General features: G+C 70.7%; 10 protein-coding genes. 2 read left to right on the plus strand and 8 right to left on the minus strand.

Annotated features, from left to right (window positions below; all coding sequences use genetic code 11):
* Positions 1-4 precede the first annotated feature (4 nt).
* The 8 genes from ACIQM4_RS30295 to ACIQM4_RS30330 all read right to left on the minus strand — a co-directional run bounded on the left by ACIQM4_RS30295 (position 5) and on the right by ACIQM4_RS30330 (position 13289).
* On the minus strand, positions 5-1033 hold the full coding sequence (locus ACIQM4_RS30295; RefSeq protein WP_401598158.1) for a LacI family DNA-binding transcriptional regulator: 1029 nt from the start codon (positions 1031-1033) through the stop codon (positions 5-7).
* Positions 1034-1155: 122 nt separating this feature from the next.
* Positions 1156-5463: a discoidin domain-containing protein gene (locus ACIQM4_RS30300; RefSeq protein WP_401598160.1), complete on the minus strand. Its 4308-nt coding sequence runs from the start codon at positions 5461-5463 to the stop codon at positions 1156-1158.
* 120 nt (positions 5464-5583) lie between these two features.
* Positions 5584-9165, minus strand: coding sequence for a CARDB domain-containing protein (locus ACIQM4_RS30305; protein ID WP_401598162.1), 3582 nt, complete (start codon positions 9163-9165; stop codon positions 5584-5586).
* Between the two features lie 272 nt (positions 9166-9437).
* Positions 9438-10178, minus strand: coding sequence for a class I SAM-dependent methyltransferase (locus ACIQM4_RS30310; RefSeq protein ID WP_401598164.1), 741 nt, complete (start codon positions 10176-10178; stop codon positions 9438-9440).
* Positions 10179-10301: 123 nt separating this feature from the next.
* The gene (locus ACIQM4_RS30315) at positions 10302-11153 is read right to left on the minus strand and encodes an HAD family acid phosphatase (protein ID WP_401598165.1); all 852 of its coding nucleotides are present in this window, start codon (positions 11151-11153) and stop codon (positions 10302-10304) included.
* A 177-nt stretch (positions 11154-11330) separates the two neighbouring features.
* A complete protein-coding gene (locus ACIQM4_RS30320) occupies positions 11331-11789 on the minus strand; it encodes a nuclear transport factor 2 family protein (protein ID WP_401598167.1) in 459 nt (152 codons plus the stop codon).
* A 230-nt stretch (positions 11790-12019) separates the two neighbouring features.
* The gene (locus ACIQM4_RS30325; protein WP_401598169.1) at positions 12020-12352 is read right to left on the minus strand and encodes an SCO0607 family lipoprotein; all 333 of its coding nucleotides are present in this window, start codon (positions 12350-12352) and stop codon (positions 12020-12022) included.
* Positions 12353-12476: 124 nt separating this feature from the next.
* The gene (locus ACIQM4_RS30330) at positions 12477-13289 is read right to left on the minus strand and encodes a SigB/SigF/SigG family RNA polymerase sigma factor (RefSeq protein ID WP_401598284.1); all 813 of its coding nucleotides are present in this window, start codon (positions 13287-13289) and stop codon (positions 12477-12479) included.
* Between the two features lie 522 nt (positions 13290-13811).
* Between ACIQM4_RS30330 and ACIQM4_RS30335 the strand changes: the two genes are divergently transcribed.
* Both ACIQM4_RS30335 and ACIQM4_RS30340 read left to right on the plus strand, forming a co-directional pair.
* Positions 13812-14696 (plus strand): MEDS domain-containing protein, encoded by an 885-nt coding sequence (locus tag ACIQM4_RS30335; protein ID WP_401598171.1) that lies wholly within the window; start codon positions 13812-13814, stop codon positions 14694-14696.
* Positions 14693-15652 carry an anti-sigma factor RsbA family regulatory protein gene (locus tag ACIQM4_RS30340; RefSeq protein ID WP_401598172.1) on the plus strand — a complete coding sequence of 320 codons (960 nt, stop codon included), beginning with the start codon at positions 14693-14695 and terminating at the stop codon, positions 15650-15652. Before ACIQM4_RS30335 ends, ACIQM4_RS30340 begins: the two co-directional genes overlap by 4 nt.
* Positions 15653-15708 lie beyond the last annotated feature (56 nt).

A 15708-nucleotide genomic window follows, 5' to 3' on the forward strand; every position in this document is an offset into this window, starting at 1 on the left:
GGCTTCACAAGGCGCCCGCGGCGGGTTCCTCCCCGGCCTCGCCCGGCTGCGCGGTGGAACCGCGGACCACCAGTTCGGGCTCGAACAGCAGCTCGCTGTGCGGCACGTCGCTGCCCTGGATCTGCAGGGCGAGCAGCTCGACCGCGGCCCGGCCCATCGCCTCGATGGGCTGGCGGACGGTGGTCAGCGGCGGCTCGGTGCAGGTCATGAAGGCGGAGTCGTCGTACCCCACCACGGACACGTCGTCCGGCACCCGCAGCCCCTGCCGGCGCGCGGCCCGCACCGCCCCCAGGGCCAGCGGGTCGCTCGCGCACACGATGCCCGTCACGCCGCGCTCCAACAGCCGCGTGGCGGCCGCCTGTCCGCCCTCCAGCGAGAACATCGACCGCTCGACGAACTCGTCGGGGAGCGAGCCGCCGGCGGCCTTCCTGGCGGCCTTCAGGCGGCGCCTGGAGGGGATGTGGTCGGCGGGCCCGAGCACCAGGCCGATGCGCTCGTGCCCGAGCGACACCAGGTGGCGCCACGACTGCACCACGGCCACGGCGTCGTCACAGGCCACGCACGGGAAGTCGAGCCCCTCGATGGCCGCGTTCATCAGCACCACGGGGATGCGCCGCTCGGCGAGCAGCCGGTAGTGCTCGTGCGGTGCGTCCGCCTGCGCGAACAGACCGCCGGCGAAGATCACCCCGGACACCTGCTGCTGCAGCAGCAGGTCCACGTAGTCCGCCTCCGACACGCCTCCCTTGGTCTGGGTGCACAGCACCGGGGTCAGGCCCTGCTGCGCCAGCGCGCTGCCGATCACCTCGGCGAACGCGGGGAAGATCGGGTTCTGCAGCTCCGGCAGCACGAGCCCCACCAGCCGGGCGCGCTCCCCCCGCAGCTGGGTGGGCCGCTCGTACCCGAGCACGTCCAGCGCGGTCAGCACCGACTGCCGGGTCGCCTCCGACACCCCCTGCTTGCCATTGAGCACCCGGCTGACCGTGGCCTCACTGACTCCAACCTTCTTCGCCACCTGAGCAAGTCGTCGTGTCATGAGCGCAAGAATAGCGCAAGCGCTGCAAGGCGCTTGCGCTATTCGGACAGGCCTCGAAAGGCCCGTTGCACCTCTTCCCGCTGCCGTTCCGGGCTGCCGTTGCCGGCTGCCGTTCCGGGCGGCTAGGGGTTGTTCACGATCTTCAGCGTAGAGGTGGTGTTGCGGATGTCCACCGCGTTGTCGCTGAGCTTCAGCCCGTTGAAGACCACCTCGCCGACGGCCGGGCCCTGGCCCGCCTCCGGCATCTCGTTGGCCCAGAGCCCGAAGCCGGACTTCGCGTCGTACGCGTCACCGCTCTTGCGTGCCCCGGAGATGGTCACGTCCGTGAAGACGGTGTCCTTGATCGGGAACTGCGGCTGCCCGCCCACGTAGTTCGTCTGGAACATGATCCCGCTGTACGTGGGATCGACGATGTCCACGTGGTTGACCCGGATCCCCTGGAACACCTTGGAGGCGGAGAAGACCCAGATGCCGGGGAAGGTCTGCGAGCCCCAGAAGTGCCCGCCGGCCCGGACGACCGAGATGTTCTCGAACACCGTCGGATCCGTCCCGAAACCGTTCATCGGGTAGCCGAAGTCCAGCGAGGAGATCGTGATCCCCGAGTAGACCAGGGTGTCGGCGATGTGGATGTTGCGGAAGGTGTTGTGGTAGCCGCCGTACACGGCGACGCCCGCGGCCCGCCAGGTCAGCGTGGACGTCAGGTTCTCGTACACGTTGTTCTTCATGTCCGCGCCGCCCGCGTCGATCGCGGAGAACAGCGCGAAGCTGTCGTCGCCGGTCGCCCTGGCGTCGTTGTTGGTGACCAGGTTGTCCGTCGACCCGTTCGTCATGTTGATGCCGTCGGCGAACATGTTGCGGATGCGGGAGTTCTTGATGGTCACGTTGTCGGTGTTGGCGCCCCAGTAGAGGCACACCATGTGCTCGTTCCAGATGTTGTCGATGACGATGTCGGTGACGTTCGAGAAGTCGAAGACCTTGCCCGGGCCGTCGATGCGCGAGGTGTAGTTGCCGAAGTAGGCGAAGTTCGCGAACGAGGAACCCTTGGCGGTCGCGTCGGCGCGGAAGCCGACGTCGGTGTTCTCCTGCCCCGACGGCGCGTGGAACTGGGTGTACCAGGGCCCCGCCCCGACGACCTTGACCGCCTTGCCGTACACCTGGAACTTGCTGGAGGTCTGGTAATCGCCGGGCGGCAGGTAGACGCCCACCAGCTTGCCCGAGGTGTCCATCCGCACCCGGTCCAGGGCGTTCTGCACGTCCTGGTGGGTGAGCCCGGCGGGCACCGCGTACGTGGCCGGGTCCGGGTTGGCGACCGGTGCGACCTGCTCCAGGTTCACGAAGTCGATCGCGTACGTGGAGGTGTTGGCCGCGTCCTTCTGCAACCGGATCTTCGCGCCCGCCGGGACGGTCTCGCCCAGCATCAGGTGCGCCTCGTCGTAGATGTGCCGCGGCGCCCCGGACCCGGGCGAGTTGCCCGGCGCGGTCTCGTTCCCGTACAGCCAGGCGTGCCGGGAGGTGAGCGGGAACGCCTTCTTCATGACGCCGTCGACATAGACGTTGAGCGTGGTGTCGATGCCGCCGCCGCCCGGTGCGTCCGGTACGGAGAAGCGGGTGACCAGGGTGTTGGTGGCGGCCCTGGTGGTGAACTCGACGTACTCGCCCGTCGCGTCCAGGTTCACCGCCTTGCGGCCCGAGGCCTCGCCCGCGATGTCACCGACGGTGCGGTTGGGACCGACGACCTGTGCGCCTCCGCCCGCCGAACCGTCCTCAGCCTCGTACATGTCGTACGGCATGTTCGCGCCGCGGCCCACGAACAACGGCTGGCTGGAGGTGTTGTTCTCCCGCTTGACCGGCAGCTCGGCTGCGTCGGCGGCGATCGTCACCTTCGCGGTGTACGAACCGTTGACGGCCTTCCAGGTGCCCAGCGAGACGGGGGCTGTGGTCGCGCCCGCGGCGATCACACCGGTGTGGCTGCCCGTCAGCGTCTTGACCGTCGCACCCTTGGAGTCGGTCAGGACGATGGTGACGGCGTGGCTGCCGCCCGACGAGGCGATGGTGCCTTGGTTGCGGATGGCCACCTTGTAGGTGACGTCGTTGCCCGCCGCGGGTGAGGAGGGCGACGTGGTCACCGAGGCGGCGATCAGGTCGGCGCTGGCGACCGGCTTCACCACCAGCGGTGCGGAGTTGGTCAGGGTGTTGTTGGACTCGTTCTGTTCGAGGACCGCGTTGCCGTCGTCGGCCACGCCGCTCAGTTCGTACGAGCCGGCGTCACGCTGCCCCAGGGCGGCGGTGACCGTGGCCTGCGCACCGGCGGCGAGGGCCGGCACCTGTGCGGTGGCGACCTTGGTGGCGCCGAGGCGCAGCGCCACCTTGCTCGCCGCCGCGTCGGCGCTGCCGCTGTTGCGCACGGTCGCGGAGACGGTGATGTCGTCCGTCTCGACCGGGGCGGCAGGGGACGCAGTCAGCTGGGTGACCTCCAGGTCGGGGTTGGGCGCGGCCACGCCCATGACCTGGAACTCGGCCAGCTGTCCCGCTCCCGAACCGGAGTTGGCGGTGAAGCGCAGCTGTACGTCGGCGGCCCGCTTGCCGACGGGGACGCTCACGGTGTTCTGTCCGGACGCCGGGTCGAAGACGTACTCCTTGGCGGCGACCAGCGAGGTGAAGCCGGACGCGTTCTGGTCACGGCCGAGCACCTCGACGGTCTGGGTGCGCCGCCCCCAGGCCGAGTCCGGGCTCAGCTTGAGCACCAGCCGGTCGACGTCCGCGTTGGCGCCGAGTTTGACGGTGAGGGTCGCCGGGTGGCCGGTGCCCTCCCAGTAGGTCGCGGTGTTGTTGTCGTTGGCGTTCTCCGCGACGAAGGTGTGGATCACGGACGACGCGGTGATCGGCTTGCCGACGGCGAGGTTGGTTCCGGTGCCGCCGCCGGTGCCGTTGCGGGTCACGGTGTTGCTGTTGGCGGACCGGTTGCCCGCCGCGTCCTTGGCCCGTACGTAGTAGCTGACGGTGGCGGACGCGGGCCGGCTGTCGGTGTACGTCGTGACTGACGCGCCGACCGAGGCCAGCAGGGCGCCGTTGGCGTACACGTCGTACCCGGTGACGCCCGTGTTGTCGGTGGACGCGCCCCAGGCCAGCCTGATCTGGCCGGTGGCGGGCTCGGTGTAGGCGAGGTTCGCCGGGGCGGTCGGCGCCACGGTGTCACCGGTGTCGCCCGCGCGGGTCACGGTGTTGGAGTTGGCGGACTGGTTGCCCGCGGCGTCCTTGGCCCGTACGTAGTAGCTGACGGTGGCGGAGGCTGGGCGGGTGTCGGTGTACGTGGTCGTGCCCGCGCCGACCGAGGTCAGCAGGGCGCCGTTGGCGTAGACGTCGTACCCGGTGACGCCCGTGTTGTCGGTGGACGCGTTCCACGCCAGCCTGATCTGGCCGGTGGCGGGCTCGGTGTAGGCGAGGTTGGCCGGGGCTGACGGCGCCTGGGTGTCACCGGACTCGGGGCCGTAGACCTCCAGCTCGGAGACCTGGGCGGCGTTCTGGACGGTGTTGGCGCTGACCAGGACGCGCACGTACCGGGTGGTGGCGGCGTCGAAGGTCAGGGTGGTGGAGTTGCCGCCGGCCGCGTCGAAGGTGTACGCCTTGGCCGCGGTGAGGTCGGTGAACTCGGTTCCGTTGGTGCTGCCCTGGAGCTTCAGGGTCTGGCTGCGCGCACCCCAGCCGTCGGGGAGCCTGAGCACCACGCGGTTGACCCGCACGGCGGAGCCCAGGTCGGCCTGGATCCACTGCGGAAGCGCGTTGTTGCGGCTCTCCCAGTAGCTCGCATTGTTCCCGTCACCGGCGTTGCCCGGTGCGTAGACCTCCGTCTGGCTGCTCGCGGTGAAGGTGCGGCCGCGGGCCAGGTTGACGGACGACTCGCCCGCGCCGTGCACCTCCAGCTCGGAGAGCTGACCCGCTCCCCAGACCGAGTTCGCGGTGATCGCGATCCGGACGAAGCGGGCCTGTGTCGCGGGGAAGGACACCTTGACCGTGTTGCCCGAACCGGGGGCGAAGGAGTACGCGGCCGAGGCCTTGAGCGTGCTGAAGCTGGTGCCGTCCGCGCTGCCCTGCACGGACAGGGTCTGGCTGCGCTGCTCCCAGCCGGCGGGCAGCTTGAGTACCACCTCTTCGACCCGCCGGGTGGCGCCGAGGTCGGTCTGCACCCACTGCGGGAGCGCGCCCTCGGCGCTCTGCCAGTAGCTCGCCTGGTTCCCGTCGGTGATGTTCGCCGCGCCGTACTCCTGGTGCGAGCTGCTGGCCGTGGCGGGCTCGCCCACGGCGATGTTGGGGCCCTCGACCGCCGACGCCGGGGTCATGAGCGGACCTCCGAGCACCAGCAGGCCGGTGGCCAGCGCGCCGCTGAGCAGGCTGCGTCTCGCGCGCTTGCGGGTTTCCCTACGTCTTTCCATGCGTCCCCGATCTCGGCCGCCGCGCAGGGCGGGGCCACGTCAGTGGGATGGGTGGGGGGCGGTGCGCCCGGCGGGGAGGCCGGGCGCACCGGTCGTACGTACTGCCGTGTCGCCGAGTGATCAGCCGCGCGGTGCCGCGCGCCCGGCCGCTGGGGCCGCGCCCGGCGCGCCGTTGATCACGAACTGGGAGCCCGGCTCGATGAGCACGTTGCCCTGCGCCGAGTTGGTGATCGTCACGCCGCTCAGGGTTGCGCTGCCGCGAGCCCCGCTCATCGCGAGGATGCCGGAGCCGTTGTTCGACTTGTCGATGGTGACGTTCTTGATCTGCACGCCCGGCATCTCGCCGCCGCCGGTCTTGAACTGGATCCCGTCGTACGTCGAGTCGCGGATGTCGGTGTCCCGGATGGTGACACCGGGGATGGGCTGGCCCTGGGCGAACAGGGTGATGGCGCCGAACTCCTGGTCCTCGTTCCAGAACGCGCCGCCGGTGCGGTACAGACCGTTGTTCGCGATCAGGGTCTGCCCGGAGAAGGGCAGCGGGTCGTGGTCGGTGGCCAGCATGATGCCGGGGTAGTTCATGGTGTCGGAGATCAGGTTGTTCTCGATGGTGTTGCCGTAACCGCCGTACACCGCCACGCCGTTGGCGCGCCACGGCAGCTGGATGGTGTTGTTGCGGAAGTGGTTGTCGTGGCCCACGTCGACGGAGGTGTCCTTGACGTACTTGCTGGCCCACACGGCCAGGGCGTCGTCACCCGTGTTGCGGAAGGAGGAGTTGAAGACGGTCGAGTTGCGGGTGCCGTTGGCGAAGTTGACGCCGTCGGCGTAGGTGTTGCGGATACGGACGCCGTTGAACTCCAGGCCGTCGCCGGGTCCCCACAGCTCGGGGATGTTGGAGTAGTCGCGGCCGACCCAGGCGCCGACGTTGGCGTGCTCGATCCAGACGTTGCTGATCTTCGTGTTCTTGCCGAAGCGGCCGTTGAGCGCCACGCCGCCCTCGGCGTTGCCGTCACCACCCCGGATGGTGCCTGAGCCGAAGATCGCGATGTCGGAGATCTTGGTGTTGTCGTCGATGTCGAAGCCGAAGTTGCCCTCGTGCGGGTGGTTGATGCCGCCCGCGTCCTGCGGCGCGATCAGCGAGTACAGCTGGGAGTGCCACATGCCCGCGCCGCGGATCGTGACGTTGCTGATGCCCACCTGGTTGTACTGACCGCGGTTCAGCGGGTCGTCGGTCAGGATCTTCTTCTCCTGGCGCCACTGTCCGGCCGGGATCCACACACAGGGGATCTCGCCCTTCTGGTCGGCGGTGACGGCGCGCTGGATGGCGTCCGCGTCGTCGATGCCGTCGTTGGGCACGGCGCCGTAGGCGGTGATGGAGGTGCACTCGGCGGGCTTGCCGGCCGGGGCCGCGACCTGCTCCAGGTCGATCAGGTCCACGACGTAGAAGGCGGCGTTGTCACCCGCGTCGCGCTGGAGCCGGAAGACGGTGCCCGCCGGGTAGGTCTGGGTGAGCAGGGCGTTCGACTCGTCGAACAGCCGCCGCGCGTCACCGCCGGGCCGGTTGGTGAGGCCCTCCGGGTCGTCGGTGCTGCCGTACAGCCAGCTGTGCTTGGAGGACAGGTTCACCTTGCGGACGAAGGTGCCGTTGGCGTACAGGCTGAGCGTGGCCTCCTGGCCGCCGCCCGCCGCCGCGTCGGGGATCGAGTTGCGTACGACGATCGAGTTCGACGGGCTGGTGGAGGTGACCTCGACGTACTGGCCGGTGGCGGTCAGCCGTACCGACTTGCGGCCTGAGGACTCGGTGGCGAAGTTGGTGTGGCCGAAGGTGCGCAGTGCGTCGGACTCCAGCAGGGTGCCGTTGTGGCGTCCGTCCTCCGCCTCGTACTCGGCGTACGGGACGGCGGCGCCGCGCCCGACGACCAGGGAGCGCGCGTAGGTGTTGTTGTTCTCGTTGGTCTCGGCGACGGTGCCGGTGGCGTCGGCGGTCGCGGTGAGGGTCGCTCCGCCGCCGGTGGCGGTCCAGCTGCCGCCGATGGCCACGTTGGCGGTGGCTCCCGTCGCGACGGCGGGGGTGGTGCCGTTGAGCGTGCTGCCACCGACCGAGAGGCGGGTCACGGAGCCCGCGGCCACCGCGCTCGTACCCCTGTTACGCACGGAGACGGTGAAGGTGACGGGTGAACCGACCGCGGGGGACGCCGGGTTGGTGGTGATCCCGGTGACTTCCAGGTCGGGTCCTGGCGCCTGGCCGACGACCAGCTTCGAGGCGGCGCTGCGGCCGTTGTTGGTGTTGTCGAGTTCGGCGACGGTGTCGGTGGGGTCCACGACCGCGGAGACGGTGTAGCTGCCCGCGGGCCGCTTGCCGACCTGGACGGGGACCTTCACGGACGCCCCGGGGGCGAGGGCGCCGACGGCGGCGCTGCCGGCGACCGCGCCTTCGAGGCTGACGTCGACGGTGCTCGCGGGAGATGCGGCGGTCCCGGTGTTGCGTACCGTCGCGTCGACCGTGACGGCGTCCGCCTCGGACGGGGTGCCCGGCGACCAGGTCAGGTCGGTCACGGTGAGGTCGGGGGCGGGCGCCGCGGCTCCGACGACCTGGAACTCGGCGATCTGTCCGCCGCCCGCGCCGGTGTTGCCGAAGAACTGCAGGCGTACGTCCGCGTACTTGCCGGCCACCGCGATGTTGACCGTGTTCTGGTTGCCGGACGGGCTGAAGGCGTAGTCGGCGCGGGCCTTCAGCGAGGTGAAGGCGGACGCACCCGACTGACGGCCCAGAACCTGGAGGTTCTGGGTCCTGGCTCCCCAGGCTCCGTCGGGGTTGAGCTTGAGGACGACGCCCGAGAGGTCGGCGTCGGCGCCGAGCTTGACGGTCAGCGTGGAGGACTGGCCGTTCGCCTCCCAGTAGGTGCTGGTGCTGTCGTCGTTGGCGTTCGTCGACACGTAGTTCTGCGTGGTCGACGAGGCCTCGATGGGCTTGCGCAGGGCGAGGTTGGTCCCGCTGGGCGGCGGGTCACCGGGGTCGCCACCGGTGCTGCCGTACGCCTCCACCTCACTCAACTGGGCTGCCGCCCAACCGGTGTTGGCGGTGATCTGCACCCGGAGGTAGCGCGCCTTGCCGGACACGGGGAGCGCCAGCCTGTTGCCCGCCGTGGGGTTGAAGCTACGGGCCGAGGCCGCGGACAGGCTGCTGAAGGCGCTGCCGTCGGTGCTGCCCTGAACACTCAGGGTCTGGGTGCGGGCCTCCCAGGACGCCGGGAGCTTGAGGACGACCTCGTTGAGGTCGACGGCGCTGCCGAGGTCGATCTGCACCCACTGCGGGAACGAGCCGGACGGGCCTTCCCAGTAGGTCGCCTGGCTGCCGTCGGTGACATTGCCCGCCGGGTAGGCGCCGTGCGCTCCCCCGGTGGTGACGGGCCGGCCGAGCGCGAGGTTGGGGCCGGCGAGGACCCCGGCCGCTCCGGAGGCCTTCGCGGACTCGGCGGACTTGGCGGACTTGACGGACTTGGCGGGTCCGGTGGCCTTCGCGCCCGCGGCTCCGGCCTTCGCGACGGCGTTCACCGTGTCGTGCGCCGGGGGCAGTTCCGCGGCGTACGCGGCGGCGGGCAGCACCCCCGCGCCGAGCAGGCCGGTCGCCAACAGGCCGGCGAACAGCCGTCGGCCGCGAGGCTTCTGCCCCGGTATCTGTACTTTTCTCGGTCTCTGACTCATGAAGCCCTCTCGGGAGGCGACGGGTCTCCTGGTGATGCCGAGACGCGATAATCAAAAAATTGAGTTCTTTCGTCAATCTTTTGCAGCGTCGAGGTGACAGGTTTCTACCAGGTATCAACTTTGTCAACGGCTCGGTACGGAGCGGGAGTTGCCGAGGGCACATGAAGCACCCGCCCGGCGACTTCGCGGGGCGGGTGCGGGAGGCGTGCGAGGGGTGCGAGGGGCGGATGCGGGAGGGGGGCGAGGGGTGGATGCGAGAGGGGGCGAGGCGCCTACGGTTTGTGCGTCACCCAGAGCAGTTCCGCCGGCCAGCGGTGTGCCCAGTCGGACGGCTCGGTCTCGTTGTAGCCGTTGGGGGTGCCACGTTCGGGTCGCGGCTCGATGAGGTCGTCGATGACGAGACCCGCGGCGCGCAGGACCCTGACCCAGTCGCCGTAGGTGAACTGGTAGCTGGTCGCGCCGTCGCCCTCGGCGATGGCGTTCAGCCCGAAGTAGTCCTTTTGCAACGTCGTAATCACGCGGCCGGCCGCTTCGTCGTAGCAGGCTTCGAACCACGGGCTGGCGACGTTGAACACCAGGCGTCCGCCCCGCCGCAAGACGCGTGCGGCCTGCGGGACGGCCAGGTGCGGGGGCGCCCAGCTGAGCCCCCCGAAGTCGCAGAACACCAGGTCGAAGCTCTCGGTGGCGAAGGGCAGTTGCTCGGCGGCGCCTTGCACCAGCGGGTAGCGCAGGTCTCCCATCGCACGCCCTGCTGCGGCGAGTTGGGCCTCGGACAGGTCCATCCCGACGATGTCGGCGCCCTCGGCGGCAAGCGCCCTGGACCACTGGCCGGCTCCGCAGCCGAGTTCCAGTACGCGCTTACCGGTCACGTCGCCCAGGGCGCGCAGATGGGCGTCGGGGATGGAGTACATGCCCCACAGCCGGGGCGCGGCGCCGATCTGCGGGTCGTGCTTGTGCTGGTAGGAGCTGCTGATCCGGTTCCAGAGACGCCGGTTGGCGGGGATGCTGTCCACGTGCCGACTCCAGCACTGCCCGCCAGGGGCGGTCAACACGATTAGGGCCGGCCGTCGTCTCGGTCCGGCCCCGACTCGGTCCATGATCGGCCGGACGAGCCCTGGTAGCCCCCTGGCCGCCCCCTAGTCGACCCTGTACATCGGGTTCGGCAGCTTGAACGTACGGTCCGCGTGGCCGCCGGGGAAGTCCGAGGCCTGGTCACCGATGCTGGCGACCAGGTCGTACCCCCGGGACTCGATGTACTTCCGCGTGGCCGCCTTGTAGCGGGCCCCGTCGCAGGTCCAGGCGTCGCCCGCGCCGCATGCCCGCCTCAGGTAGGCCGGCGGGTCCACCTTGTCCTTGAGGAAGAGATGGGCACGGTCGAGCGGGGTCCGTACCCCGACCTTCGCCAGGTTCTTCGCGAACGGCGCCCGGACGTCCTCCGCGGAGGCGGTCAGGAAGAAGATCTCCATGCCCTTGCCCTTGGCGTAGTTGACGAGTTCGGGCATCCCGTGGACGGGGCCGCGGTCGGCCTTGCGCACGTAGTCCGTGAACGACTTGACGGCGTAGGTGAAGTTGGTCGACTTCTCGTAGTCGTAGGTGAGGAGCATGGTGTCGTCGACGTCGAGGACGACGGCGGGCTTTCCGCCGCGCCGGGCGCCCTTCCTCGCGGTCTCGTCGGTGTGCTTCCTCGCGGCCTCGGCGATGTGCTTCCGCGCGGCCTGCTCCACCCGGCGGACGTCGCGTGTGTAAGGGCTCTCCGCGGCGGCGGACCAGGAGCCGTCGGCGTTCTTCGTACCGCCGTAGTAGCGGTCGATCTGGGTGACCAGGTCGGCGATGTTCAGCGGCTCACGCACGTCACCGGGCCGGTGCGCGGGGGCGGGGAGGCTCGACGGAGGACTGCCCGCGACCGCCGCACCCGTACCGTAGGCGGCCCCGCCGCCGAGGGCGAGGGTGGCGGCGAGTCCGGCGATACGGGTGGGCCAACGCGTCATGTCCGGTTCTCCGATGGGGCGTCGTCGCGGAGGGCGGCCTGCCCGCCCGTGTCCATGGGTACGTCGTAGCAGGTCACCTCCCACTACGCGCGTCACACGCCCGGCCACCGACCGCTTTGCCCACCCATTGCCTGATCCACGACGGGGCAGGACGGGCCGCGACGGGCCCCAACGGGACTACGGGGTGCAGGCCTCGGCGATCGACAGGCTGTTCTCGTAGAGGTGGTGCCTGGTGATCCGGCCGTCCTCGACGGTCAGCCGCAGGGCGAACGGGCCCTCGAAGGCCTTCCCCGTCGCCCGTACGGTCCCCGACACATGGCCCGTCAACACCGCGTCGGCGCCGTCGACGAGGAAGGCGTCGACGCTCGCCCGCGCGTCCTCGGGCACGGTGTGCGCCATCAGTTCCGTGAACTGGGCCGCGCACTCCTCGCCGGTCGACCGCGGCCGGATCCACGGCACGGCGGAGTTCTCGGCGAGCAGCCAGTCGACCTCGTCGGCGAACAGCTCGACCAGCCGTCCGGTGTCCCCGGCCAGCCGGGCCGCGATGAACTCACGCACGGTGGCCCGGGTGGCTTCGGAGCGGTCGCTCGCGGCGGTGGCCGAACCCGCGGCGTGGGCAGGGGACGTGACGGACATGGTGTGCTCCTCAAGGCTGCGACCAGATCCGGCGGGAGCTCCCTGCCGGACCCCGGCGGGGGTTCCCGCCGATGTCCTGGATCCTGCCGGAGGCGGCCGGAGCGGTCGATTACCTCCGGGGTAAGACCGCCGGGGTCAGGCCTCCGGGGCAGGGCCTCCGGGGCAGGGCCTCCGGGGCAGGGCCTCCGGGGCAAGACCGCCCGGAACACGGGAAATGGAGGTGAGAGGCCCTAACCCTGCGGGGCCGGGACGATCTTCCCGTCCTTGTCGACGGTGTGGCTCTGCCAGTACTCGTCCCACTCGTCGCCCACGTGTTCCGGAACCTTGCCCTCCGGGTAGCGGACATAGCCCTTGGGCGGCTCCTCGCCCTCGGAGACGCAGGCGCTGCCGGTGGAGCCGACGTTCAGCACCGGGTACTCGCCGCCGCCGCAGATCGCGTCCTCCAGCGAACAGCCGGTGACGGAGAAGGCCGCCGCTGCGACGGCCAGCACGAGGGCCGGCACGCCGCGCCCCCTTCGGTAGCCGGACACGGCGGTGCGGGCACGGGCGGGCTGGCGGCGCATAGCAGGCTCCCTGAGAGATCGACGTTGCCCGCAAGTCTTTCCGGATACCGGCCCGGCCAACATGAGTACGGGTACTCAAAACCCCGCGCCGGCAAGGTCGGCAGCGGCGCGGGGTCCCGCAGCGTCAGCAGGTGCTGGACATCCCGGCGCGGAGCCGGCCCAGGATCCGGGAGAGGATGCGTGAGACCTGCATCTGGGAGATGCCGAGCGTCTCGGCGATCTTGGTCTGGGTGAGCTCCTGGCCGAAGCGCAGGGTCAGGATGTCCCGGTCGCGCTCGGAGAGTTGCGCGAGGAGCGGTGCCAGGGTGTGCAGGTTCTCGAAGAGTTCCATGCCGGGGTCGCAGTTGCCGAAGAGGTCGGCGAAGTTGAGCGCCGAGTTGTTGCCCTGCCCGTCGCCCGCGTCCGCGGGCAGGTCGAGGGAGCCCGCGGTGTAGGCGTTCGCCGCGACCAGGCCGTCGATGATCTCGCTCTCGCTCCGTTCCAGGAACGCGGCGAGTTCGGCGACCGTGGGGTCGCGGTTCAGCGAGACGGAGAGCTGTTCCTTGGCCTTCGCCAGCTCCACCCGCAGTTCCTGGAGCCTGCGGGGTACGTGCACGGCCCAGGTGGTGTCGCGGAAGAAGCGCTTGATCTCGCCGGTGATGTACGGGATGGCGAAGGAGGTGAACTCCACCTCGCGGGTCAGGTCGAACCGGTCGATGGCCTTGATCATTCCGATCGTGCCCACCTGGACGATGTCCTCCAGGTCCCCGCTGCCCCGGTTCCTGAAGCGCAGTGCCACGAACCTCACCAGGGACAGGTTCATCTCGATGAGGGTGTTGCGCGCGTACTGGTGCTCCCGCGTGCCCTCCTCCAGCTCCTCCAGCCGGTCCAGGAACAGCTTGGAGAGCCGGCGCGCGTCCTTGGGGGCGACGGCCTGCGGGTCGACGATCCGCGGCAGCTCGCTCCGCTCACCCGTGTGCGCAGCGGGTGTCTCCCGTACCGCCGACTCCGGCTCCGGCTCCGGCTCCGTCCGCGCCCCGGACCGCGGGCCCTCTTGCTCGGACCACGGTCCCACCGGCTCCGGCCACTGGGCCACCTGCTCGGACCGTGGGCCCCTCGCCGCGGACCAGGGGTCCACCGGCGCGGACCACGGGTCCACCGGCGCGGAATCCGGCCGGAGGTCCCGCGCTGCCGATATCGTCCCGGTCCCCGTCTCCTGCACTGCCGACATCGTGCCAGTCCCTTCTCGCACCCCGTTACCTGCCTGCCTGCAGCGAGACTTTCCCTGCCCAGGGGCCGACGCACCCATCCGAAGGACCCGCCTTCGCCCTGCCGAAGGGCCCGTCCCGTACCTGCCGAAGGACCCGCCCCGCTCCTGTGGCCTCCTGCCGTCCCCACGCACCGGTGCCCGAACACCGCGGCCCGAGCCTGTGTTTTCATGAGCACGGCAGTCGGACGGTGCGGGCGGGGGAACAGCGACGTGGCAGATACGCCGAGGGTGACCGTTTCTCCTGGTCAGGAGCGTGTCGGACGACACGCCGCCGTGGTTTACTCCGACGACCGGCAGTGGGCCGCCCACCTGTGCGCGTTCGTACGGGACGGGCTGGACCGGGACGAGCAGATCCGGTACTTCGCGGACGCCACCGAACCCGCCCGGGTGCTGCACACACTCACCGAGGCGGGAATCGACGCGGCGGGCGCGGTGCGGCGCGGCCAGCTGGCCGTGTCGACCGCCGCGCAGACGTATCTCGCCGGCGGCGGCTTCGACCCCGACCAGGTGATCGCCCTGTGGTACGAGGCGGTGGCCGAGGCCTCCGCGCAGGGCTTCCGCGCGCTGCGGGCGATCGGCGAGATGTCCTGGGGGGCCCGGGACGTCGCGGGCGCCGACCGCCTGCTGGAGTATGAGCTGCGGATGCACCACGAGGTGTTCGAACGACTGCCGCTGACGGCGTGGTGCTTCTACGACCGTCGTCCGATGCCAAAAGAGGGAGTGGACGTGCTGGCCGGCGCCCATCTGACGCACCGGGGAACGTGCCGGGAGGACGTCGCGCCCCGGCTCGCGCTGCGGGTCGCCCCGCTGGCCGGGTCCTCCGGCTTCCTGTTGAGCGGCTCGGCGGGCCACGAGTCACGCCATGTGGTGGCTGCCGCGGCTGCCGCCGTGACGAACGCGCCGGACGCCCGGGTGGAACTGGACCTCTCCGCCCTGCGCCACCTCGACGCCGCCTCCCTGCTCACCCTCGCCGAGGCGTCGGACCGGCGGCCGGGCAACGTCCCGCTGCGGATCCGCGAGGCTCCGGCGACCGTGCGCAGGCTGCTGGACCTCTTCCCCGAGCTCAGCTCGTCCGTGGAGGTTGTCGGCCGATGACCACCGAGTCGCCTCTCGCCGTCGGGCGGGACAGCCGGTCCGCCCTCTACCACCCGGCCCTGTTCTACGGCAGCCAGGAGGAGTACCTCGTCGGCGTCGGTACGTACGTCAGGGACGCCCTCGCCGAGGGGCAGCCGGTGCTGGTGGCGGTGCCGGGCCCCTCCCTCGTACTGCTGCGGGAGGAGCTCGGCGCCGAGGACGCGCGGGTGACGTGGGTGGACATGACGCTCGCGGGGCGCAACCCGGGGCGCATCCTGTCGCTGCTCCAGGACTTCGCCGACCGCCGGGCGGGTGCGCACGACCGGGTGTCGATCGTGGGCGAACCGATCTGGGTCGGCCGCACACCGGCGGAGGCGTGGGAGGCGACCCGGAGCGAGGCGCTGATCAACCTGGCCTTCGAGGGCCGCGAGATCGGCATTCTGTGTCCGTACGACACCGCGCTGCCCGTCGAGGTGCTGGCGCAGGCGTACCGTACCCACCCGGTCGTCCGCGGCCTTGGGCCCTACGGCGCCAGTTCCCGCTACAGCGATCCGCACGAGGTCTGCCGGGACTGCGACTCACCGCTGCCCGAGCCCGGGGAGGCGGTCGTTGTCGCGTTCGACGAGACCGGTCTCGGGCGGGCGCGCGACGAGGCGGACCGGTGGGCGGCCGCGGCGGGCCTGTCGTCCGCCGGGCGCGCGGACTGGCTGCTCGCCGTCGGGGAGGCGACCAGCAATTCGGTACGCCACGGAGGCGGCCGGGGCAGACTGCGCATGTGGCGCGAGGGGGACGAGCTGATCGCGGAGATAAGCGACCGCGGCACTCTGGCGGACCCGCTGACGGGCCTCAGGCGCCCCGACCCGGTCGCGGCCGCGGGCGGTCGGGGCGTGTGGATCATGCACCAGCTGTGCGACCTGGTCGAGATCCGCGCGGTGTCCCAGGGGCTGGTACTGCGGCTGCACCTGGGGCTGAAGTGAGGCCCCGCCCCTGAGGACGGGCCTCTCGACCAGCCGGCACCTCGGAAGCCGGCCGC

Origin of the sequence: Streptomyces sp. NPDC091272 (assembly GCF_044757485.1) — a bacterium.
GTDB lineage: Bacteria > Actinomycetota > Actinomycetes > Streptomycetales > Streptomycetaceae > Streptomyces.